17 protein-coding genes and 1 pseudogene are annotated in these 24,933 nt (G+C 42.0%); 2 read left to right on the top strand and 16 right to left on the bottom strand.

Annotation, left to right across the window (positions count from 1 at the left end; genetic code table 11):
* Positions 1-626: 626 nt before the first annotated feature.
* From F941_RS05010 to F941_RS04995, 4 genes are read right to left on the bottom strand one after another with little or no spacing between them, the layout of a single operon-like run.
* Positions 627-3,785 (bottom strand): efflux RND transporter permease subunit, encoded by a 3,159-nt coding sequence (locus F941_RS05010; protein WP_005008533.1) that lies wholly within the window; start codon positions 3,783-3,785, stop codon positions 627-629.
* Complete coding sequence (locus F941_RS05005; protein WP_005008530.1) at positions 3,775-5,004, bottom strand: efflux RND transporter periplasmic adaptor subunit; 1,230 nt, start codon at positions 5,002-5,004, stop codon at positions 3,775-3,777. Before F941_RS05005 ends, F941_RS05010 begins: the two co-directional genes overlap by 11 nt.
* 1 nt (position 5,005) lies before the next feature.
* Positions 5,006-6,373 carry a TolC family protein gene (locus F941_RS05000; protein WP_005008529.1) on the bottom strand — a complete coding sequence of 456 codons (1,368 nt, stop codon included), beginning with the start codon at positions 6,371-6,373 and terminating at the stop codon, positions 5,006-5,008.
* A 48-nt stretch (positions 6,374-6,421) separates the two neighbouring features.
* A complete protein-coding gene (locus F941_RS04995; protein WP_005008527.1) occupies positions 6,422-6,832 on the bottom strand; it encodes a hypothetical protein in 411 nt (136 codons plus the stop codon).
* Positions 6,833-7,199: 367 nt separating this feature from the next.
* Between F941_RS04995 and F941_RS16710 the strand changes: the two are divergent.
* Positions 7,200-7,413: pseudogene (locus F941_RS16710) on the top strand (IS5/IS1182 family transposase); the annotation flags it as partial.
* Between the two features lie 139 nt (positions 7,414-7,552).
* Here the strand turns inward: F941_RS16710 and F941_RS04990 are convergent.
* The 5 genes from F941_RS04990 to F941_RS04970 all read right to left on the bottom strand — a co-directional run bounded on the left by F941_RS04990 (position 7,553) and on the right by F941_RS04970 (position 13,199).
* Positions 7,553-8,818: a carbohydrate porin gene (locus F941_RS04990; RefSeq protein ID WP_005008524.1), complete on the bottom strand. Its 1,266-nt coding sequence runs from the start codon at positions 8,816-8,818 to the stop codon at positions 7,553-7,555.
* Between the two features lie 271 nt (positions 8,819-9,089).
* The gene (locus F941_RS04985) at positions 9,090-9,992 is read right to left on the bottom strand and encodes a hydroxymethylglutaryl-CoA lyase (RefSeq protein WP_005008521.1); all 903 of its coding nucleotides are present in this window, start codon (positions 9,990-9,992) and stop codon (positions 9,090-9,092) included.
* Positions 9,993-9,994: 2 nt separating this feature from the next.
* Positions 9,995-11,377, bottom strand: coding sequence for a tripartite tricarboxylate transporter permease (locus F941_RS04980; RefSeq protein ID WP_005008519.1), 1,383 nt, complete (start codon positions 11,375-11,377; stop codon positions 9,995-9,997).
* A 1-nt stretch (position 11,378) separates the two neighbouring features.
* Positions 11,379-11,879 carry a hypothetical protein gene (locus tag F941_RS04975; protein ID WP_005008517.1) on the bottom strand — a complete coding sequence of 167 codons (501 nt, stop codon included), beginning with the start codon at positions 11,877-11,879 and terminating at the stop codon, positions 11,379-11,381.
* A 42-nt stretch (positions 11,880-11,921) separates the two neighbouring features.
* On the bottom strand, positions 11,922-13,199 hold the full coding sequence (locus F941_RS04970) for a hydroxymethylglutaryl-CoA reductase, degradative (RefSeq protein WP_005008515.1): 1,278 nt from the start codon (positions 13,197-13,199) through the stop codon (positions 11,922-11,924).
* A 111-nt stretch (positions 13,200-13,310) separates the two neighbouring features.
* Between F941_RS04970 and F941_RS04965 the strand changes: the two genes are divergently transcribed.
* Entirely contained in the window at positions 13,311-14,693 is a 1,383-nt protein-coding gene (locus F941_RS04965; RefSeq protein ID WP_005008512.1) for an aminotransferase-like domain-containing protein, read from the top strand.
* Positions 14,694-14,955: 262 nt separating this feature from the next.
* Here the strand turns inward: F941_RS04965 and F941_RS04960 are convergent, their stop codons facing one another.
* The 7 genes from F941_RS04960 to F941_RS04930 form a co-directional block, all read right to left on the bottom strand.
* Positions 14,956-16,083 carry an ABC transporter permease gene (locus F941_RS04960; protein WP_005008510.1) on the bottom strand — a complete coding sequence of 376 codons (1,128 nt, stop codon included), beginning with the start codon at positions 16,081-16,083 and terminating at the stop codon, positions 14,956-14,958.
* Between the two features lies 1 nt (position 16,084).
* Entirely contained in the window at positions 16,085-18,841 is a 2,757-nt protein-coding gene (gene rbbA, locus F941_RS04955; RefSeq protein WP_005008508.1) for a ribosome-associated ATPase/putative transporter RbbA, read from the bottom strand.
* The gene (locus F941_RS04950; RefSeq protein ID WP_005008507.1) at positions 18,838-19,899 is read right to left on the bottom strand and encodes an HlyD family secretion protein; all 1,062 of its coding nucleotides are present in this window, start codon (positions 19,897-19,899) and stop codon (positions 18,838-18,840) included. Before F941_RS04950 ends, rbbA begins: the two co-directional genes overlap by 4 nt.
* 103 nt (positions 19,900-20,002) lie before the next feature.
* On the bottom strand, positions 20,003-21,403 hold the full coding sequence (locus F941_RS04945) for an efflux transporter outer membrane subunit (RefSeq protein ID WP_005008505.1): 1,401 nt from the start codon (positions 21,401-21,403) through the stop codon (positions 20,003-20,005).
* Between the two features lie 5 nt (positions 21,404-21,408).
* Positions 21,409-22,104: a TetR/AcrR family transcriptional regulator gene (locus tag F941_RS04940; RefSeq protein ID WP_005008501.1), complete on the bottom strand. Its 696-nt coding sequence runs from the start codon at positions 22,102-22,104 to the stop codon at positions 21,409-21,411.
* Between the two features lie 969 nt (positions 22,105-23,073).
* The gene (locus F941_RS04935; protein ID WP_228128309.1) at positions 23,074-23,445 is read right to left on the bottom strand and encodes a transcriptional repressor; all 372 of its coding nucleotides are present in this window, start codon (positions 23,443-23,445) and stop codon (positions 23,074-23,076) included.
* A gap of 84 nt (positions 23,446-23,529) precedes the next feature.
* Positions 23,530-24,930, bottom strand: coding sequence for an efflux transporter outer membrane subunit (locus F941_RS04930; protein ID WP_005008497.1), 1,401 nt, complete (start codon positions 24,928-24,930; stop codon positions 23,530-23,532).
* Positions 24,931-24,933 lie beyond the last annotated feature (3 nt).

Below are 24,933 nucleotides of genomic sequence, written 5' to 3'. Positions count from 1 at the left end.
AGCGCTTTTATACGCAGAATCGCTATGTGAGACAAAATCACTCATAAAAAAGCTCCTGATTTCTTAAAAGACTTTTTAGTATTTTGCGGAAGTATTGGCAGTCCAAGAATAGGTAATATTTGCTTAGGGGAATGGTCGCTATTCACACTGGTATTAGGATCAAACCAGATCAAAAGGTTTTCTTGATTCACCAAAACTTGGCTTAAGAACAGCAATTGTTCGTACGATTCATCTCTAACTGGTCAGTTCCAAACATTTTTCAAGGCAGGTGATTGCAATCCATGCACGTATATCGGTGCTGAATAAATTTGCGGGATTAGACAGATCATTGACCCGAGTTGTTTTCTAAATTTGAGTATTTTAGGGGCAACTTTAACTTTTAAATGTTTGTGCAACAAAGCTCTGTAAGCATAAAAGTTTTATTTTTAACATTTTCAGAAATTATAGATGTATGTATGACAAACGAACCATAAGCAGAGTTAATCAGTCTGTTTCTTTTCAGGAGCAGCCATATGGCTATGATCATAATGTTCTGCCATGAAATATTCTCCTTCCGATATTTACAATTAGCAGAGATACTGGATATAAACCCAATATCTCTGCTTCAAATTGATTAACCTATTGTATTAAGAAACTTTCTTTTCATTTATCCATCGATACAGAACCGGAAATAAAACCAATGTCAGCAGGGTCGAGGATATAATTCCTCCAATCACAACAGTTGCTAAAGGCCGCTGTACTTCCGCCCCAGTTCCGGTTGCCAATGCCATTGGGACAAAGCCAAGCGATGCCACACAGGCAGTCATCAGCACAGGTCGAAGACGCAAAATTGCCCCCTGCCACGTTGCATAATAAAGGTCATATTGCTGCCGCAGCTCTTTGATGAAAGTGAGCATGACTAAACCATTCAGCACGGCTACACCAGAGAGTGCAATGAAGCCAACGCCTGCAGACATAGATAGCGGTATGTCGCGCAGCCACAATGCGACTAAGCCGCCACATAAGGCAAATGGCACACCGCTAAAGACCAGCAGGCTTTCTTTAATGCTGTGAAATACAGCCATCAGCAGAATAAAAATAGTGAGCAATGCCAGTGGAACCACCAATTGCATGCGCGCTTTGGCAGACATCAGATTTTGAAATTGCCCCCCATAATCTATCCAGTATCCGCTTGGTAATTCCTGTGCGGATAGCGTGCTTTGAAGCTCTGTTACAAATGAGCCTAAATCTCGCCCCTCTACATTTGCGGTAATGACAACACGGCGTTTGCCATTTTCACGGCTGACCTGATTAATCCCCAAGATATTTTCAACACGCGCCACATCTTGCAGCTGGATTAATCCCCCATTCGGCAATTGCACCGGAAGCAGCGCTAATTGCTCAGGACTCCGCTGAGAGTCATCTAGGCGAATCACAAAATCAAAACGCTTGTCGCCCTGTAAGATTGTTCCAACATTTTGACCACCGACACTGGTCGCTACCAGATCCTGAATGGCTCTGACCGACAAGCCATATTGTGCGGCTCTAGACTTATCCACTTCTACATTTAATAAGGGCAAGCCGCTGGTTTGTTCTACATTAACGGCTGTCGCACCTGAAATGGATTTAATTTTTTGAGAAATCTTATTCGCTTCGCGATTTAACACTTCCATATCATCGCCAAATAATTTGACGCCCACATCACTTCGCACCCCAGAAATCAACTCGTTAAAGCGCAGTTCAATGGGCTGTGAAAACTCACTGTTATTTCCTGGCAATGCTGCTAAGAACCTAATCATTCTTTGGCGAAGCTCATCAATGGTTTGTTTGGGATCAGGCCATTCATCATGGGGCTTTAACAGTACAACGCCATCTGAAATATTAGGCGGCATGACATCTGTCGCGACTTCTGCTGTGCCAGTACGGGCAAAGATCGCTTTAATTTCAGGAAATTCTTTCAGCAGCAACTTTTCAGTATTTTCCTGCATCCGCAGTGACTGTTCTAAGCCCGTACTCGGAGAACGCATTTGCTGAACCGCAAAATCCCCCTCACCCAGTTGAGGCGCAAATTCACTCCCTGTTTGAGTGGCTAATACTCCCGTAAGAACTAAAATACTGGCCACTACGACAATCACCAATACACGAAGTTCATAGGCCTTATCTAACAGCATTTCATATTTAGTTTTAAGCCAATGCATCCAGCGGCTTTCAGTTTCCTTGACTTCTCCAGTAACAAATAGTGCAACTGCGGCTGGCACAAAAGTGACGGACAAAATCATGGCGCCAATTAAGGCCAGCACTACGGTCATTGCCATAGGATGAAACAGTTTGGCTTCTACACCGGTTAAGGTAAAGATGGGCAGATAAACCACCAGAATAATCAACTGTCCAAAAATGAGCGGGCGGCGCGCCTGTTTGGCTGCTAGAAAAACTTCTTTAAATCGTTCAGATCGGCTCAGCAAACTGCCTTTCATTTTCTGAGCTTCGGCGAGCCGGCGAATACAGTTTTCGACAATAACCACTGCGCCATCAATAATAATGCCGAAGTCCAATGCGCCTAAACTCATCAAATTCGCACTAATTTTCTGTTCTGCCATACCAGCTAAGGTAAACAGCATTGAAAGCGGAATAACGCAAGCCGTGATCAGCGCAGCGCGGAAATTGCCTAAAAACAGAAATAAAATCACAATGACGAGGATTGCACCTTCAATCAAATTCTTCTGAACGGTTTTAATCGCCCGGTCCACCAAATGCGTGCGGTCGTATACCGTCTCAATCACTACGCCTTTAGGCAAGGATTGCTGAATGGATTCCACTTTTTCATCAATCGCTTGAGCAACGGTACGGCTATTTTCGCCCATCATCATCATGGCAATGCCCAATACAGTTTCTTCACCATTATAGGTTGCCGCGCCGGTTCTTAAATCATGGCCGATCGATACTTTGGCAACATCTGAGACCCGAATCGGATAGCCGTTTTTATTGGCAATGCTGATGTTTTGAATATCTTCAATCGTGTTTAAAGTCCCGGGAACCCGAACAGTTAATTGCTGTCCATTTTTCTCGATATAGCCTGCACCGCGGTTTTCATTGTTTTCTGTCAAGGCCGTTTGTAAATCAACTAAAGGGATTTGCAATTGCTGCAATCTGTTCAGATCCGGGGCAACCACATAGGTTTTATTAAAGCCGCCAATACTGTTGATTTCCGCAACGCCTTTTACGCGCTGTAATTGCGGTCTGACAATCCAATCCTGAATTTCACGCAAATCCATCGCGGAATAAGCTGTTCCATCCGGCTTCTTAGCATGAGGTTCGGCTTTAATCACCCATTGATAGATTTCGCCTAAACCTGTCGAAATAGGCGACATTGCCGGCTGTATATTTTCTGGCATTTCTCCCATCGCTTCTTGCAAGCGCTGGTTAATGAGCTGTCTGGCCCAGTAAATATCAGTGCCATCTTCAAAAATGACAGTCACCTGCGATAAGCCATAGCGGGAAATAGAGCGGGTTTGTTCCATTTTCGGCATGCCCGACATGGCATTCTCAATGGGATAAGTAATCCGCTGCTCCATCTCCAAAGCAGTAAAGCCATTGGCTTGAGTGTTAATCTGCACCTGCGTATTGGTAATATCGGGTACGGCATCAATGGGCAGCTTTTGATAGCTGTAAAAGCCCACACCTATCCAAGCCGCAATAAAAAGCATAACCCAAATGGCATTCTGAATTGAAAACTGAATCAGCCGATCAAACAGCCCTTCAGGCTTTGCCGATTCGGTATCAGATATTTGAGGGGTTTCAGTGCTCATGCGAAGCCTCTCCTTTTTCCAGCTCAGATTTCAGCAAGAAACTGCCTTGACCAGCATATTTTTGTCCTGGATTCAGTCCATTGACCACTTCAATCCATGGACTGTTTCCAGACGATTGGCCGAGTTTTACGGCTTGCGGACTGAATTCAATTTTCTGTCCGTGCTGAGTGGCGACAAAAACCACATCTTTTCCATCGACATTCTGAACTGCAGACTTGAGCACCCGCAATGCACTGTTTTCACTCTGCTGCAGCAGGACATTCACCATCAAGTTTGGACGCAATTCGGCTGCCTTCGATTCAACTTTTGCGCGTACCTGCAGACGGCCAGTTTGAGTGTCCGCTTCAGTATTTAAAGTCTGAATAACCGCTTGATAGACCTTTTCCGTTTGCAGCGATTTAAATTCGATCTTTTGATTTGGGGACAAATCCATCATTTCAGCATTCGGCACAATAAACTCAAGCCAAAGCTGATCTAACTGGTCTATTGTAAAGAGCTGATCGGCCAACTGAACATTTTCCCCAAGAACCAAATCTTTTTTACTGATCACGCCGGAAATCGGGGCTTTCAAAATATAACGCCCGTTACTGGAATTCACGGCGCCAAATGCACTTAAACGGGATTGAGCGGCTTGAACTTGAATTTGCGCCCGCTGATAGCTGCTATAAGCCCGTTGATAGTCCTGCTTTGCTGAAATGCCCTGTGACCAAAGCTGACGCTCACGCTCAAAATCTTGTTTCGCCAGTTCAAGATTGGTCTGTTCAATTTTAAGATTGGCCTGCTGATCGACTAAATCAGGCACAAGCAATGCGGCCAAAGGCTGCCCTTTTTGAACCTTTTGGCCGAGCTCTACATAGACATTTTCGACATGGCCGCTAAAACTCGGGGAAACATGCGCTTGCTGATCCGTATTTACATTCAGTTTTGCCGGATAAGAACTGAGTTTAACCACTGGACCTTGATCGACCACAGAGAGCTGTATGCCTTGTTCAACCAATTGCTTCGCCGATAAGCTCACACCATCTGCATGCTCTTCAGTTTCACTTTCATGCTTCTCTTCGCCTTCTTCTGCATGTTCATCTGAAGTTACTGATTTATTCTTACCCGATATAATTAAAAGAATACTGAGAAGTACAGTTATGCTGATGACCACACTGATCAGCAGCGTCTGGGAAATTTTGCCGCTCTGTTTCTTTAAGCTATTTTTAAGATCAAACATGTTAATTTCCCCCGCCAATGACAGGCATGGCCTGTATGTCTTGCCATAAATTTTGATTCAATTGTGCAATCGCATCTTTTGACATCACTTCACTTGGGCTAATGCCTAGACTCAAACTTTCCGCTTCAATGGCCTTTTGCCAGCCGTCCCGCAACAGCTGAATTTTACGCAAACGGATATCCTGTAATTGAAGCGTGGCCTGCTGAACATCGCTTAAAGCAAACTTGCCAGCCAGAAAGCCTTGTAAGGTTTTACTTTGCACTTCAGCCGCCAAAGGAATTTGAGTGTCATTTACAACTTTGAATTGAACCTCTAAGCCCTGCAGTTCCGTTAAAACCGTGCCGATTTGCAGCGCATTTTGCTTGAGATAAAAATCTTTCTGACGCTCTAATAAATTCATTTTCTCTTGCGCGATTTTTATGCCATTTTGCTGGCGGTCGAAAATATTGAGCGGCACACTCACGCCAACGACCCATTGATTTTGTGTTGAGTTTTCCATGGACTGAGTGCGGTTGACACCCAGGTTTAAAGTAGGATTCGGACGCGCCTTGGCTTTCAGTTGATCTACCGTAACTTGAGACTCTAAGACCTGTAAAACCCGATATTTCTCAACATAGTTGTCTGCCAAATATTCTTGAACCTGCTGATGCGCCGATTTTGGCCAAAGCTTTTGCGGAGATAAATTAATCTGCAATGATTTATCTGACGTCCCCCATAAATTTGATAATTGCTGGGTTGCCACTTGCACCTGCAAGTCAGCCTGTCTAAAAAGACGAATATTTTCCGCATAGCTTAACCGTGCGCGATTCACATCGACTTGCGCGATACTGCCCGCATTAAAGCGCTTTTCAATGGCGTTCATGTTCTCTTCGCTTACGCGAAGCTGTTCATGAACAATGTTTTTTTCAAGTTCAGCGATGGCCAGTTGCGACCAGACATATTTCACTGCAAGCTCAACTTGCGCTTGATATATCTTCTGCTTCAGCGCAGTTTTATCTGCAGAAATACTGGCTAATTTTTGGTTCGCTTTGCGCTCACCAAAAATATCCAGGGGCTGTGATATGCCAATCGCCAGTTCTTTGTCATTATTTGAACCAAAGCCTGTTTGTTCAATTGAAAACTCAGGATTTTTGAACAGCTTACTCTGCTGGATATTCGCAGCATTAATGCTCTTCTGCGTTTCCCAAAAGTTTTGGGACGCTTGGTATTGATTGACCTGATCAATGGCCTGCTTCAGCGTTAAGTCTTGAGTACTGGCGACTGCAAAGGTACTTAAACTGATCATTGCGGATAGCACGATCCCTGTACGGAATGCAGGCCAGCATAAGTTCAGGATAGAGGTATCCTGATATAATTTGTTTTTTGACATGAAATGCCCCACACATAATGAAATTAGGAGTGGTGGGCTTTTATAAAACTACCCCACCGATAGCAGGGGCAAATCGGGAGGAGGTGTTAATTGATTTAAATAAGGGGATTTATAAAAAGTTCTTCCCAAATAAGATGGGATAATATCTGTTTCAAAATGAGTCTTGAACTTCAAATCATCAGGTGGATCAATCTGAATCACAATTGTATTTGAGAAATGACTGCACTTTTCATTAAAGCAAACCTTCTGACAATAGTCATAGATTTCATTATAGTTTTCTAGAGAATAAGGCGCTTGGCTAGAATGATCCGTCTTTTCATCTAAAGCGATTGGATTAGATAGTATTGAATTGGGCAGGTTTGGCATTTCATGCAGACATGCAGCCTCTGCCACACTCCAAATATTCTGGAATGTAAACAAGAGTACTAAAATCTGAATTAGAAATGTTTTTCTCGTCATACACAAATCTGTATTTAAGGAAGCTGTCCAAATCCATCTAGGATCTGTTCACAGAATTTAAGTCACCTTAAACTTTTTGCAATCTTAAGTAAAGATATTCACTAAATTCATGGGCGGAATATATTAGCCGGCGCAGTTATACCCTTGAAGGGATTCAGCTGATCTAGACTTATCCATTAAGCATACTTGTTTCTTTATTGGCACTCAATGATGCATTGACAGATTTTTGCCTTGAAATGACAATCCTAAAAATAAATCTATTTCAAGTGAAGCCAAATCAGTTTTGAACAGCCGCCGATGTTATAGACACTTTCCAGCTAAATAAAATGGCCAATGAACGAGGCATGTATGAGTAGCCGCGAGCGATATTCCGCCAAGAAAAAATGCCAAGCCCTGGAATGATACGAGGACCAGCTCGCAAGAGTGAAATGAACTCCTCCGAACAGTTAAGCATGTAGGTAGGGCGATATAGAAAGAATGATCAGGTTACCATCCTCAAAGTTTCGTCGAAGCCAAGATGCATTGCATTCAATCTTGCGAAACAGTCCTGCTTAGGTGATAAACTGAATGCTGTGAATTACGCAACTCATAAATTAACTGCTGTTTACAGGTGGCAAGTGTAGCAAAACCACCAGAACCCTCCATCTTAGTCAGGATGGCCCCACCCGCGCGATATGCATTAATCAGATTTGAATCAACTCAAGATCAATAAACTAAGAACTAAAACGTCAGCCTGCTGGTTAATCCTAAAACCAAAGCATTGTCGACATGGCTTGTTGCGCCGGGATGAATCACATATTGAATATTCGGGCGGAGCATGGCCCATTTTGTTGGATAATAGGAATAATTTAGTTCAAGATTATATTCTTCTTCTTTATTGATGCGGCTGCTATGTTCGCGATAACGGTCGCTCACATGAATACGATTCAGACCAAACCCTAAAATATCATTCTCATGATTTTCCAGTAACCCGATATATTTCAGCCCAATCTGCTGCATATTATCAATTTTATTGGTACGGTCATCATGAAAGCTTAAATTCATAAACCCGTGTAAACCTTGTTTTCCTGCTCCATGACTTGTTAACTGCTGTTCTGCAACAAACCATGCTCCAGAAGTATGGTCTTTAGCTTCTCCTGTCACAATATCTTTTTGATTTTCAATATTATCTGCGGTGTTGTACATCATACCCAGGCGGTAACTCCCCGCTAAGCCATTCACAGCATGTTTCGGCTGCCAAACAAGTTCAACTGGCGCCGTTCCCCCATCTGAATTTGATGTACTTAAGTTCCATCCCTCATTTTCTTTAATATTGGTTGGGTTAAATTCAAACACAGCAGCTTGAGCATAGAGTTCAGGATAAATTTGATATTTCAACATGCCTGCCCATTGGCTAACAGGAATGTTGTACCAGGAACTTCCCTGCCATTTGCCCATCTGCGCTGTACAGAAAGATGTATTTTGGAAATCACAAGACATCACATTAAAATAAGTTCCCATGCCAAACCGACCTAAGCGGACACTTATTCCATTATCTTTAAATTGTTTCTCTATGGAAAATTCGCTTAAACGGCTGCCGCTATTTCCTCGCCCATAACTTGCCTGAACATTGCCCATCTGCGGTGCAAGCGGATCAGAAAGCTGTCCAACTGAAACACTTTGACCTTGCCGTGCAGTCACAATTGTCCGAACTGAAACACCATCCCAACCGAGTAATTTTTCCAAGTCCCAATGACTCCCTAACCATAATTGGCTGGTATAGGTTGGATCTTGCCGATCGTGATATCCTCCATCTGCTAAATAGGCGGTATCGACAGTAATATTGGCATCAAACTTAATCCCTTGCTCCGATAGCTGACTTCGGGTTTCGTTCCAATCTCCCAACAAATAATCACCTTTGGAGTCTAAAACAGCTGCAGCATGGCTCTGCACGAGGGTAAAAATAAGTCCTGCGCTGCTGAATAACATTTTCGCTGTTAATTTCATTCCTTGATCCTTTTCGCTTTTTCGGCATGCAAAAACCCTATTCATATCATTTGAATGATATGAATCATGTGGACGCTGCCTTCGTTCTTAATTAAATTTAGACGTTTCGTTTGAGTAAAATTGCACTGCTGCCTATAATTTTACACTTTCCTTTTACTGTCACTTTTCAAGCCTGTTCCTTCGGCTAATTCTGTATCTAAAATCCCTTCATCAATCGCATTTCTTCAATGAAACCCGCAATACTCTATTATTGACCGCTATGCCGCATTTTTTAATCCAGCAGTTTTGCTGTATGGGCTTTTACAAAATGCGATTGATTCTCTCGCTGAAGCACAGAAGCAATGTAGTGGCCCGCTTTTAACATTGCAGAAAGGTCAATGCCTGTTTGAAAGCCCGATTGTTCTAATAAATACACCAGATCTTCTGTGGCTACATTTCCTGAAGCTCCTTTGGCATAAGGGCAGCCACCTAATCCTGCAATCGAAGAATCAAAAATCCTCAGGCCCTGCTCTAATGATTCAGAAATATTGGCAATCGCCATACCATATGTGTCATGAAAATGACCCGCTACCCTGTCAACAGGCAGAACGTTCAGACAATGCTGCAGCATTTTACGAACACGGACTGGGCTGGCTGTGCCAATCGTTTCGCCTAATGAAATTTCATAACAGCCCAAATCAAAAAGCTGCTTTGCAACACGCGCTGCTTTTTCAGGAGCAATTGCCCCTTCATAAGGGCAGTCAACAACACAAGATACATAGCCGCGCACTTGAATTCCATGCTGTTTGGCAACGTCAAACATGGGTTTAAAACGTTCAAAGCTTTCCTGAATAGAACAGTTAATATTTTTTTGTGCAAATGATTCAGATGCTGCTGTAAAAATGGCGACCTCTTTGCATCCGGCCTCAATCGCAGCCTCTAATCCTTTCATATTCGGAACCAATAAGCTGAAGCTTACCTGTTCAGGTTTTTCAAGCGCAGCATATAACGCTGTACTGTTGTCCATTTGCGGAACCCAGCGCGGTGAAACACAGGATCCCACTTCAATTGATTTAAATCCGCTGCGTACCAGCAGATTCAAAAACTCTAGCCGCTGGTTAAACTCAATGACAGATTTTTCATTCTGCAACCCATCACGGGCGCCAACTTCTACAATTTTTACAAAGTCATTCATGCTTAGCCCACCAAACCAATCAAAGCAGGAACAGACAGAATCGCCATGTAATATCCCATAAACTGACAGCCAGTATTAAAACCAAAATGCTTAGATAATAAGCCGCCGACGAGACCAACTGTGATAATTACCAATACGCCAAGGAGCGCACCTTCCCATAAACTGATCACTAAAATAAGGCCCACAAATGTTGCAATAATGGCCTCATGGCTAATGTATTTGGTTACGAATAAGGCTGCTCGGCGGGCATAATTCATGGCAAATGGATAAGACACGATGGAAGCAATAAAAACTGCAAGCAGGCCATAGCCCAAGAACTCCCATTGGCTTAAAAGATGATGCAAGTTATGCCCTTGCACTCCATTTCCACCCACGGTAAATACCGGCGGCGCATTGAATAATGGTGCAGCTGGGCCAGCGGCGACTGGACTTAAAGGCAGACCGAAAGCAATCAGCGGAATTAAAGCTTCTGCAATATAAGTAGACTCTGTAATACCATTCTTCGCGGTCAGCGTCGTCGTTAAGCGCTGATACACCTGTTTAAATTGTGAAGAGACAAACTCCCCCAAGGCGACGGTCATTGCAACTGGACTGAAAACAAACGTAGCACTTGAAACCACAGACGTCGCAACCGTCCATTTTACTTGTTCTTTATCCAGCACTTTCAGCGGATTAGGAAAGTATCCTGACCAACTCTTTACTTCAGGTGCAATAGAAAGCTGATTAACCGATTGACGCTGCATTTTTTTACGTCCTAATGGTGAACTCACCATTAGCAAATCTGCAATTAATGGCCCAATAGCAATACCCAGAAAATAGCTAATAGATAATTTAGTATCAAAAGTTGCCGTAAAACTTTGCAATCCAATAATCAGCACCACAAAAGGAATCAGCAGCAAAGTAGATGCTAATTTACCCGGCGAAAAATAGGTAATGATGATTGCCGCTAAAGCAAAAATCCAAGGTGCGAATGCTTTAATCGCATCGCCAAACGGGGCTAATAAGGAGGCAAATAACACAGCACACGGCACCGCAATAAATGCAGAAACAATGGCGCCAGAAATCATCTTGCGCAAAGCAATATGTGGCGCACCAAGCTTCCGCATCGCCTCACATTCCGCCATTAGCGGTGTGGCTAAAGTATCACCGGGGATACCCAATAATGCGGTAGGAATAGCATGGGTCATATGCTTTGCAACAACCGCAGCCATCCAGAAAGTGAATATCCCTACTGGCGGTGCGCCAAGTAAAATAATTAATAAAGTTAGAGGAGCAATTGTGGTAGTTTCGTCCGTTCCAGAAATTAGGCCAATGGCGGCAAATAAAACCGCGCCAAATAAACCGAATCCAAAAGCCATCAAAACTTGATCAAATAATAATTCCATTTTATTTACCCTCACTTTGCTGACGCTGTTGGGCATATGCAACAAAAGCATCGTACAAATTTAGTTCCTTTAATTCTTGAACAAGTTTTTCAGGTAAATCATGAATTTCACCAATTGATTTGCCTTCTTTTTCCCATTGATCAATCAATATTTCAAACCATTCCATGGATTGATTTTCAGACTCTAGAATTTCTCGTTTGGGTTTGTATAAAACTGAACAAATAAAACCCGCAATTAAGCATCCTGCTAATCCACACAACATGCTATATGCATGATTAAGAGTCTGGTTTTCAACAAATTGCCCTAATACCCATTGCGAGGAATAAAAAAATGACACGCTTAAGGCTGCGCCAATAAAAATCGATTTAACCAAAGCCGGGAAGCTGACCGTATCTCCCCATACTTCTACAAGCTCATCATTATTCTCACTTGATACATCTTTTTGAGAACATTGACGGTGATGAGCTGCATTTTTTTTATCTTGCTGCATCGCATTATCCATTGCGGCTAACTCCTAGTCCTTCCAGTTTTAAAAGCAAACGCATCAACTGCGCAATTCTGCCAACAGCTCCAATGCCCTATCATTTCTGACATCATGTTCTGCGACCATTTTTGCCACAATTAAGTCAACTTCCTCCAGATTAGCGCCCGCCACAACAGCAATATTGCGTGCATGCAATGCCATATGGCCACGCTGAATCCCTTCTGTTGCCAATGCACGCATCGCCGCCATATTTTGTGCTAAGCCAACCGCTGCAATCACTTCTCCGAGCTCACTTGCAGATTCAATATTCAGCATCTGAATAGACAATTGCGCTAAAGGATGGGTTTTCGTTGCCCCGCCGACTAAGCCTACCGCCATAGGCAATTCGATGCGGCCAACCAAATTGCCCTGAGCATCTTTCTCCCAAGCCGTAAGCGATGTGTACTGTCCGTTTTTGGCTGCATAAACATGTGCGCCTGCTTCAATTGCACGCCAGTCATTCCCTGTAGCAACAACTACAGGATCAATCCCATTCATAATGCCTTTGTTATGCGTTGCCGCACGATATGGATCAATGACAGCAAACTCATATGCTTCCAGCATACGTTCAATCACTTCTTCACCAGACAATGACTCTTGTTTCAGTTGATCGGGGCGTACAGTTAATTCCGCCCGGACTAGGCGCAAATCTGCGAGATTGGATAAAATCCGTAAACGAACTTGCCCCCCTGTCAGTTTTTCAACCAATGGCGTTACTGTCTCTGCCATAGTGTTCACTGTATTTGCGCCCATCGCATCACAGACGTTTACAATCAGATGCATAACAGCCATAGGGCCGACTTTGGTGGACTCAAATAAATGAACCTCGATGTCTTTACAGCCGCCGCCCAAACTGATCAGAAATTTATCTTTGCTATTTGCAAGCTGAATAATTTCCTGTTTATTGGCCAATAAAATTTCTTTCGCTTTTTCTGCAGATTCAATACCCAAAATTTGGACTTGTGCACGCATTAACGGCTCTGTGCTTGAAGTTCTAAAACCGCCATTTTCACGCACAATTTTTGCCATATATGATGCGGCAGCAACGACAGATGGCTCTTCAACCACCATTGGAATTAAATGATCTTTACCATTAATTTGAAAATTTGCAGCAACGCCAAATGGCAGTTCAAATTTTCCAATAACATTTTCAATCATGCCGTTTGCTAAATCACAAACTAACGCGCCGTCATTTTCCAATAATTGCTGTTGTTGGGCATTTAAACCTGCTATTTTTGAAACTTCCTTGAGGCGTTCTGAAACTGTTAATTTACGAAAATCAGGTAATTTAGAATTCATGCTGGCTATCCTATGCTCATTATGTTCATAGAAACAATTTAAGTGTTTGCCTGATTTCTCTCAAGGTACAGTTTTTACGGACAGTTTTTTTAGGACAGTTAAAATAATATTATGGACGCCAGCTCAGTACACCTTGTTGATCAAATTTTTCAGATTTTAAAACATCAAATAAAATCTCAACTGTATAAAAAAAATGAAAAAATTCCATCTATTCGAAAATTATGCATTCAGTATAATGTCTCTAAAAATACCGTCATTTATGCTTTAGAGCGACTAATAGACGAAGGTCTAATCTATTCAAAGCCCGCATCCGGTTTTTTTGTCATGGAACAAAAAAATCTGCCCAGATTTAAGCAAGCCAATATTGAAATGCATGACATAGATGAGCTATGGCTAATGCGCCGGCAATTAGAAACATTCAATGGCGTCATTAATGTGGGAGATGGCTTCCCCGATTCGTCGTGGTTTGACTTATTGCCCTTAAATAAACTTCTGCAAAAATCACTTCAAGAAAATAATACTAAGCTATTACGTTACGGGTCTAAATATGGTTATGAAGCGCTGAGAGAAACATTATCCTTACGCTTAAGCCAAATCAACATTAAAACTGTTCCTGATAATATTTTACTGACCAATGGTGTAAATGATGCAATCGATCTGATTATTCGATATTTCGTTGAATCCGATACTATTGTCTTAGTCGACTCGCCTATTTATTATCCGCTGCTAAAAAAACTGCAGCTCACAAAATGTAAAATAATGGAGGTTCCGCGTTTGGTCGATGGGCCAGACTGTCAAATTCTTGCAGAATATTTAAAGACACTCAAACCTAAACTTTTCTTTACCCAAAGCATTTCACACAACCCGACCGGTACACACATCAGTCTAGATAAAATCAAGATCATTAACAGCTTGTGTAAAGAACATAACTGTTTAATTATTGAAAATGATATATTTTCTGAATATACAGATATTAAGCACAGATTAAGCTCGTATAGTGATTTTTCACATCATCTTTATATTGGCGGATTCTCTAAGATTATCAGCCCATCTATTCGTGTTGGGTTTATTGTTGGTGAATACCATTTAATTGATAAAATCGCTGATTTCAAAGCCATTTTACATGTAAATAGTTCAGAATATGCAGAACAATTTATTTGTACGATTTTACAGAGTAAAGCTTATGAACAGCATCTTCATTTTTTTAAAGAAAGCCTAAAATCAAACAGCCAGCTTGCACTGAATAATATTAAAAAATTAGGAGGCAAGGTTTTTTACGAAGCTCAAGATTCTTTATATTATTGGACTACTTTTGAAAATCTAGATTTGTCTCATGACATGATGAAAAAGTCAGTTGAACATAAGCTTGTTCTCGCACCTGGCTATATTTTTAGTTTGGATGGAGAGAAATATAATCAATGGACTCGCCTCAATGTTAGCATTGCCTCTAAGCAAAATTTTTATGAAGAATTCAATTCCTTTTTAAACCTATAAAGATAATGCAGCTTCAAATGGCTTTGCTGCACAAACTTACCGTTAAAGGCTGATTCAGCAATATAATTTTCAGATGAGCAAGCCTGTACCTGAAATCTATATGGCAGCTGTCTTTTTTTAAAATTGAATGGCCATACTGTATCACTCAAATCTTTTTCCAATTTTATCCATTTACCTTAATGATGTGTGCTGAATTAACAGCACACATCAAAAAAAGCAGGCCGCTTTTAAGGGATAGATACCGCCTGTAAAATGGACATCGTTAAGCCATGGTATGAATGGTGTCCTTAAAGCGTTTCCATGACACATAAAAGAAGACCGATGCAATACCGATCAGCCACAACATGGACGGCCAAACGACATCAAAGCCTGCATTACGGTACAAAATAGCTTGAGCCAAAGAAACAAAGTGGGTTGTTGGCGCAATCAGCATAATATTTTGAACAATTTCCGGCATGCTTTCCCGCGGTGTTAAGCCGCCAGAAAGCATTTGCATGGGAATCAGTACCAGCATCATCAGCAAGCCAAACTGCGGCATGGACTTGGATACGGTCGCCATATAAATGCCCATAGATGTGGTCGCAAATAAAGTCAGCAAAGCACCCAAAAAGAATAAAGACAAACTGCCGTCAATCGGTACATCTAAGACCCCTTGCACCACAACTTTAAGGCCGAGAAATGCTGCAATCAGTACTACCAGGCTCATTGACCAGACTTTAGACATCATAATTTCAAACACCGTCACGGGCATAACCATTAAGTGTTCAATCGTGCCATGTTCGCGCTCACGAATTAAGGCTGCACCCGTCAAAATAATCGACAGCATCGCAACGTTATTGATGATCTGCATGACACTGCCAAACCATTGCGAATCAAGCGTTGGGTTGAAGCGCGCACGCAGTTCCAGCTCTACAGGCAAAGCAGTAATATGACGGTTTCGCAACACATATTCATTGACTTCTGACTGAATAATCTGCTGAACATAACCAGCCCCAGACATGGCCTGAGTCATACGCGTTGCATCGACATTGAGCTGAATTTCAGCCGTGTCGCCTTTCAAGACATGTTCCTGGAAATTGACTGGGATGTTCAATGCAAACGTAAACTCCCCTGCATCCATGCCAGAATCCATGGTATTCAACTCAGCGGTTTGGCTGATGAAGTACGGCGGATAAAAGGCCGACGAAATGCGCTCGGATAATGTCGATTTATCTTCGTCTACAATCGCTATCGGCGCCATATTTAAAGTATCAGTCATCGCTGTAGCCGCGGTATAAACTGACACCGTAAAAGTATAGATAATCAATACCAGCATGATCGGATCACGCCACAGGCTCCATAGTTCCTTGCAGCCCAGCTGATAAATATTCTGCAATTTATGTCTGATCATTTTATCGCTCCTGTTTTTTCAGCAAGGCGATGGCGGCTAACATGATGACAGGCACAGACAGCGCCATAATCCATAGGGATTTATTCAAATCATCAAAGCCCAAGCCTTTGTTGAATATCCCGCGGCTGATGTTGATCATATGAGTAGCTGGGTAAATTTCACCAAACCATCGGCCAAACCCTTCCAGTGATGACACAGGGGTAATAATTCCGGCAAACTGCATCACAGGAATTAAGGTAGCAATCACTACCAAAAACAAAGAAGCAATCTGGCTTTTGGTCATGGTAGATGCCAGCAGCCCCATTCCAGTTGAAAAAATCACAAACAACAATGACGCCAGTGTCAGCGTGAAGAAACTGCCTTTGATCGGAACATCAAACAGCGTGACAATCATCAAGCACATCAACAGATAATTCATCATTGCCAGTACGATATAAGGAATTTGCTTGCCAATCAGGAATTCCGTCCGCGTAACGGGCGTTACATATAAATTGACAATCGAGCCCAGTTCTTTTTCCCGTACGACAGATAGTGCTGTCAAGATTGCCGGAATCAGCAGCAGCAGCAGCGGAAAGACTGCAGGCGCCATGGCCGGCAAACTTTTAATATCGGGGTTATAGCGGTAACGAGTTTCGACGGTCACCAGACTTGAACGGTCATAACCGCTTTTTTCCAAAGTCTTTTGCATGAGCCAGTGGTTATGAATACCCTGTACATAACCTTGCACAGTTTCAGCACGTGATGGCATAGAACCATCAATCCAAGCCGCAATTTTGACATTTTCTCCCCGGGCAACATCCCGTGCAAAATTTGCCGGAATTTCAATGGCAAGCGAAATGTCACCGCTGCGCATGCGCTGATCAACTTCGTCATAGCTATGCAGCGGCGCCTTCTCAATAAAATAACGTGAGCCAGCAATACTCATGGTGTAGTTTGCACTGAGTCCAGACTGATCCCGATCAAGTACCGCAAAAGTCAGGTCTTCTACATCCATCGTAATACCAAAACCGATTACAAAAAGCAGAATCAGCGAACCCAGCAATGCTGTAGTAGCGCGGATCGGATCTCGCGCAAGCTCCAAAGACTCACGCCACGCATAACTGAACATACGCTGCAAGCTGAAACTTTTGGGCTTTTCATCTATTTTTTCAGCTGGCTTATTTAAATTGAGTTCAGATGATGAAGCATCTTCCGGATCGGTTTTGGTTCCTGCACCGGCATCCAGCAAATAACCAATAAATGCTTCTTCTAGTGTTTCGGCATGGCGATTTTCAATCAGCTGAGCTGGTGCTGCGCTATCTAAAACCCGGCCAGCATGCATCATAGACATGCGGTCACAGCGCATGGCTTCATTCATGAAATGCGTGGAAATAAAGATCGTGACCCCATCATTCCGCGAGAGACTGATCAAATGGCGCCAGAAGTTATCCCGCGCAATCGGGTCAACACCGGAAGTCGGTTCATCCAGAATCAAAATTTCAGGATTGTGCACCAGCGCTACCGCCAAAGATAACCGTTGCCTCAAACCTAGCGGCAAGTCATCAGGCAATTGCTCCTGTACCTTAGTCAAATCAAAACGCTGCAGCATCAACTGTACGCGCTCATCTATTTTGTCAGCAGGCACATGAAATAATTTTGCATGTAAAATTAAGTTTTGCAGAATGGTCAGTTCGGTATACAAGGAAAATGACTGCGACATATAGCCGACACGCTGCCGTGTTGCGAGATCGCTCCCATCAACCGGCTGACCAAATAGCCATGCCTTACCTTCCGATGCTTCTAGCAAGCCCGTCAGTACTTTCATTGTTGTCGATTTACCGCAGCCGTTCGAGCCTAAAAAGCCGAAAATTTCACCGCGCTTGATTTTGAAATTAACATGATCCACCGCAGTAAAATCACCAAATTTAACTGTCAAATCCTGTGCTTCAAGTGCATAGTGCTGCGAATCATACTCAGTCAATGGTGGAATCACCACAGACTCATAGCCCTTGGTTTTTTCCTCAGGCAGCAGCTTAATATAGGCTTCTTCCAAATTCTGACTTTCAGTTTTTGAGAGTAATTCCTGCGGAGTCCCGGTTTTTAAAATATTGCCGTCATCCATCATCGCCAGCCAATCAAAACCTTGGGCTTCATCCATATACGCAGTGGCCACAATCACGCTCATTCCTGGGCGGCCTTTGCGAATTCGGTTAATCAGTTCCCAAAACTGGGCTCGTGCTAAGGGATCTACCCCTGTCGTCGGTTCATCCAAAATCAGAAAATCTGGATCATGAATAAGTGAGCAGCACAGGCTCAATTTTTGCTTCATGCCGCCAGAAAGCTTGCCTGCAGGCCGATCCAAGAAACCATTTAAACCTGTACTTTTGGTCAACTCATCAATACGGCGGCGGCGCTCTTCGGCACTATGGCCAAATAGCCGCGCTACAAATTGTAAATTTTCTTCAACCGACAATGTCTTATACAGGTTTTTACCTAGGCCTTGCGGCATATAGGCAATATGCGGACAGACTTTTTTACGGTGTTTTTTACTGGCAATATCACCGCCTAAAACAGTGAGCTTACCTTCCTGTACAATTTTAGCACCAGACAGCAATGCCAGCAGACTGGATTTACCTACCCCGTCTGGACCGATCAAGCCAATCATGCAGCCTGCCGGAAGCGATAAAGTAATATTCTTTAACGCTTCAGTTTTTTCATATTTCAGGCTGACATTTTGAATCGCTGCAACAATCAGCCCTTGAACTGATTGTTGTGTCATGATTTAACCTTTTTTTCTAAGAATGGCGGCCAAGCCGCTTTATCATCAATTTTAATGTAGGCAACGCCCGGAAGGCCGGTCTTCACTTGTTTAATATTGTTTTGCAGCAGTTCCGGATCAATTTTCGCTTTAACGCGGAACATCAGTTTTTGCCGTTCGCTTTCCGTTTCAACCGATTTAGGTGTGAACTGCGCTGTATCTGCAACAAAAGACACTTTGGCTGGAATAACTATATTTTTAGCAGCATCCAGCACAATACGCACTTCTGTACCCATTGCAATACGGCCAGCGACTGTTTCAGGCAAGAAGAAAGTCATATATACATCAGACAAATCAATCAAATTCAATACACGACCGCCCGCAGCGATCATTTCACCGGGTTGCGCGACCCGGAACTGAACCCGCGCTTTTAATGGTGATTTCAACTGCGCATCATCAATATCAAATTTCAGACGTTCAATAGTTGCTTTCACCGCATCTACTTGTGAATGGGCGCTTGAAACCTGACTACGCGCAGCGACAATGGCGCCTTGTGCACTATTCACTTGCGCTTTGGCTGCGCTTAACACAGCGGCAACACGTTTAGCATCGGCGCGTTCATCATCCAGTTGCTGTTTTGACGATGCACCTTCTTTGGCTAAAATTTCAGTACGGGCTAAACGGTTTTTAGCTGCGGTTAATTCTGTTTCACGCTGTACTACCATCGCCTCAGCAGCTGCTTTTTCACTGATACGCATGGCCAGCTGCGCTTCGGCTGTTGCAATGGCATTTTCAGCCTGGCGTTGCTGAGCTTCGGCCTCACGGACTTGTGCTTCCAAAGTTGATACATTGATACGCGCCAAGACTTGTCCAGGCTCAACAAAGTCACCTTCCTTAACTAAAATCTCTTCAAGCTGACCTGACAATTTACTGGACACATTGATTTCCGTTGCTTCAATTCGGCCATTGCCGCTGACCAGTGCTTCGGTATCGGGCTTGCTAATCTTTTGCCAAACCAGATAAGCGACCAAAATTGCAACCACCACTGCCCCAACAATAGATAACTTTTTAATATTCATATGCTTAACCACCAAATATATTCAATAAAATTTAAAAGGAAGCTTGTTCAAGCGTAAAATTCCTTCTTCATCATTTTGTTCAGATTCTTTTAAAGCTGTATTGTTAAGACGGCGTTATGATGTTGCTGTCTCCCCCCAAAGCAAAGTATAGAGAGACGTAGGACTGCATTAAGGCGCTTTGCGTTTCAACCCATTGCTGCTCTGCAGACATTAGGCTGCGTTGTGCATCCAGTACATCAAGATAACCGACTGCACCATTGTCATAGCGCAATTGCGCCAGCCGAGCAGTTTCTCGAAATGCGTTCAAGCCTTGCTGCTGCACTTGCAATTGTTTGGTTAAATGCCGCTGTCCTGCCAAGGCATCAGCCACTTCACGAAAGGCATTTTGTACGGTTTTTTCATATTCAGAGACAGCGATGTCTTGACGTACTTCAGCTAAAGTCACGTTATTTTTCAAACGTCCAGCAGTAAAAATTGGAATGCTGATACTTGGCGAAAAAGTCCACAGTTCACTGCCTGAATTAAACAAACCATCAAGCTCAGTACTGGCGGTACCAAAACTGCCAGTTAATGCAATCCTCGGAAAAAATGCCGCGCGGGCTGCATGAATATTGGCATGTTTAGAATTGAGCATTGCCTCGGCAGAGCGAATATCTGGACGGTTCAGCATTAATTCCGAAGGCAGCCCTGTTTGCAGCACCCCAGTTTTAAAAGTCACTTGGTCTAAATCGGGTTTTGGAATTGCAATCGGCTGGCCAATTAGCTGCACCAAATAATTGGCTGTCATATCCTGACTTTTTTGCAACTGCGCCAATAAGGTCTGACCATTGGTTAACAAAGTTTGCGCCTGCATATATTCAACTTTCGACCCGGCACCCACTTCATAACGGCGCTTGAATATACGCACAGATTTTTCATAGCTTTGCACCGAACGCTGCGCAAAATAAATCCTTTTTTCTAATTCCGACAGTGTCACATAGCTTTGTATCGCCTGCTGGATAATGCTGTTACGTACAGCCAGCTGATTATATTCAGTCGCAAAAAACTGTTGCAAGGCTGCTTCATTTAAACTGCGGATACGCCCCCAAAGATCCAGTTCCCATTGGTTCATGCCAATACCGACAGAATACTGATCGGAAGTCACTGCACGACCGGCATAAGATAAATCAGCCGGCACTCGACTGCGGTCATAGCCAGCACTGCCTGAAATGCCCGGCCAGGCTTCGGAACGCTGAATACCGTATGCGGCTTTCGCTTCCTGAACCCTCAGCGCTGCAATTTTTAAATCGCGATTATGGGTTAAAGCCAGATTCACCACTTGAATCAAAACTGGATCATTCACATAATCAGACCATATTAAAGCCTGATATTTAGTCCCTTTTTGCATGGGATACACTTCAGCCAATGCCACTTGCGGTTTTTGGTAAGTTTCAATATGTTGACATGCTGTCAACATGCCTGAAGAAAGCACAATAAATAATAGACGCGAATATTTTGCAGACATTTCAGTCACTCCCCCCAATATTTAACTGAGTAATATAAATGTGCATGTGTAAACATGGCTTTTAAATGAATTTTAACGAATTGATTCAACCGTAATTCAATATCAAAATCCGGATCGGCCATCCACTTATGCACTAACCCAATCATTGAAGCCATAATAAAGTCTGCTAGCATTTCTATATCTACATTTCTTGACAGTTGTTCTAAAACTAAAGCCTCTCTTAGCTGCTTAATCAGCTCTTTTTCTCTTATTTTTTGCGACTCAATTAAACACTGACTCAATTCCTGATTAGATTCCAAACCATAGAATTTCAACCCAAAATATGCCCTATATTTATCTTTATTCTTATTAATATCATTTGCAGCATCTAAAAAAAGGCTATTTATAGCTTCAAGACCATATTTACCTTCGGTCGCTACTCTACACTTCTCACCCAACCATATTTCCAACGAATTTAATACACGAATTAACAATCCAGCTTCAGTTCCATAATGCCGCAAAACCAAACCCAAGCTACAACCAGAATTTACACAAACAGCTTCTAATGTAACAGAACCAATACTACCATCAGATAATAAAATAATTGCCTGATCAACCATTTTATTATCTAACTCAATTTCTACATCCTGATTTTCTTCTCCTTTCAAGCTATTTTCCCGCCTATCACCAAACTCATAAAAACAGATACTTTTCTGATTCATTTCCACCTCTATTTAAAAAAATATATAAAAACACTGTTATTAAAAATATTTATTTTTATAATATACTTTTAAAAAAGTTTAACGTCAAAGCAAATCAAAAAACAATAATTAAATATTATTTTTCATAAACTTAAATGCAATTAAATAAAAAAAAATCCAACTATTTTAATCTGAATTAATAAAATTAATCAAAAAAACAATCCGTCTTAAACAAAATTTTCCAGATACCCAAAAAAACCTAATAGAAACTTTAAAAAAACTGAATTAAATAGAAAGTTAGTTATTTAAAAATATTACCCATTAATCAACGGCCAATTAAAAAAATTATTTTTATAATCTCAACAGAAGCACAATATACCTTCAATAAATAATCAAAAAACGTATTGACTTTAACCAATAAAATAAATAAAAACTTGCCAAATAAAATATATTCAAATATATCAAGATGACAACCTTATCGAAATAACACTCCTAAACGAGGAAAATTATTACGCTTTATAGAATTTAGTACACGGATTTACTGACCTGCATACTTGAATAGCCACCGATTTTTTTTAGAAACATTTTAGTTAGATATAATGATCAATTAACCAAGTGTTTATGAGCGGCAGTAACTGAGCTCACAGCAGGCACCAAAGGAACACCCTGCCAAAGCGGGCGATATTGCCTACTATGCGCCTTGAAGCAAATGAAAAAATTGGTCAGGCTAACATCGCCAAAGTTTAGTTGAAATAAAAATGCGCTGCATCGAATTATTTAAAGATCAGCTCAGTGCTTGAAACTTTCCAAGCCGCGTCAATAAAATTTGTACACATCTGACAGTATTCAATATTTAAAGAATCAGGCCATTTTCTCACTCAAGCGGTAACTTAAATTTGAGACATAGGTGAAGCTTTAACTTTTAAATCTTTGTGCAGCAAAGCCAGTGAGATCTATACATTCGCCTTTTATGCAATCAACAACAGAACATTATTTTTTATATAAAACAATATCGATGCCAGAAAACTCATTCTTATATTTATCAAATAATTGTTCAAAATCCATAATCAATTCTTGATTACTGCAAGGCAATACCTCATTGCTATATGCATCACTCACACTGCACTTTAACTTTTGCTTTGACATTGTATAGACAGCCTTTTGGCGAGCAAATTCAGTTTTTCGAACGACTCCTAATCTCCGCATCTCTGACAAGATTCTGTAAACGCTCGCAAGACTGCAAGATTTAATCAAATTGAGCTGGATATATAATTGATCTACAGCCAATCCTTCTAAATTTTCATCCAAAATATCAACGATAAGCTGCTGTATTGATTGCTGTTGCTTTTCATTATTTAACAAAATGAAATATCCCAATTCCAGTAAAATATTGAGTGCCTTTTCAAACAAATAAAACCTATACATTTCCAAAAATGATGCTTCAGATTACATTCGAATATTTCCACCCAATGCGGCAATCAATTGTGCTGTATTGTTCATTTGAGAAAGTTGCAATTGCAAAGTCGTTTGCTCAGCCTGCAATCTTAAATTTTGAGCAGTAACCACTTCTAAATAACTCACTAAGCCTGCGCTATAACGCCGAGTTGCTGCTTGTTCATTCTCGGTTGCCAGCGCAAAGAGTTTTGCTTGTTCAGTTTGCTGCTGTTTAAAACTGGATGCCTGCAGCAACGCATCTTCGACATCTTTCCAGCCTGTTAATATCGACTGCTTATAGGCTGCTAATTTTTCATCGTAATTGGCTTGAACCTGAGCAATTTCCGCTTCTCGTTTACCGCCATCAAAAACAATGGCAGCCGCTTGTAAACCTGTAGACCATAAGTATTGCGGCGATAAGAACAAATGCCCCAAAATTTGACTGTTTAAACTGCCATTTAAACCTATCGTAATATCAGGCAGCCATGCAGTTTGCGCTAAACCCAGTTCAGCATGCGTCATGGCCAATTCCCGCTCTGCGCGAATAACATCAGGACGCTGGATTAATAATCGGCTTGGAAGCTGAGCAGGGATCTGTGGAACGGTCAATGCCTGCTTCTGTTTAGTCAATTGAAACTGAGCAACACTTTTACCTTGCAGCACCGCCAAAATATTTTCTTGTAAATTGCGATCTCGGGTGGTTTCAATCCGTTGAATTTGCACCTGCTTTAATTGCGTTTCTGCCTGTATGACATCTGCGCGAGCAATCATGCCTGCATTGTATTGATTCTTTAAGATTTGAACCGAACGCAGATAACTTTTTTGGGTTTGCTGCAGTACATCAGACTGTGCATCCAGTACACGAATATTCCAATAAGCGTCTGTGGCCAACAATTGCTGATTTAATTTAACTGCATCTAAATCGGCCTGATTGGCTACTAGATTGGCTTGCTGCCCTTCAATGGCCTTTGCTACCCGTCCCCAGATATCAGGTACCCAACTGGCTTGTACACCCAATCCAAATTGGCTACTTGCTGAGGTATTTTTTGCGCCATTACGATTTGCAGCACCATTTGCTGTGATATTGGGTACGCGATTGGCACGCTGTACTTCAAGCAAAGCCTGCGCTTGCTGATAACGTGCTTCGGCTTGCTTTAAGGTTAAATTTTCTTGATTCAATTGCTGCATCAATTGGCTTAAAACAGGATCTTGATAAATATTCCACCATTGTTCAGCTGAAATTTTTATTGCCGAGGTTGGTGTCCAGTTTAAATCTGCATATTTGTACTGATCATCTGCTTGCACAATCGGAATCTTATATTCAGGTGGCTGCAGTACTACATGCGAACTGCACGCAGTTAAAATGAGCATGCAGCTTAGGCTCATCACATTTTTACATATTAAACTCTGCATCTT

It is taken from the genome of Acinetobacter bouvetii DSM 14964 = CIP 107468 (assembly GCF_000368865.1).
In the GTDB taxonomy this organism is placed as follows: Bacteria; Pseudomonadota; Gammaproteobacteria; order Pseudomonadales; family Moraxellaceae; genus Acinetobacter; species Acinetobacter bouvetii.
This window is presented reverse-complemented; position numbering and strand designations above follow the sequence as displayed.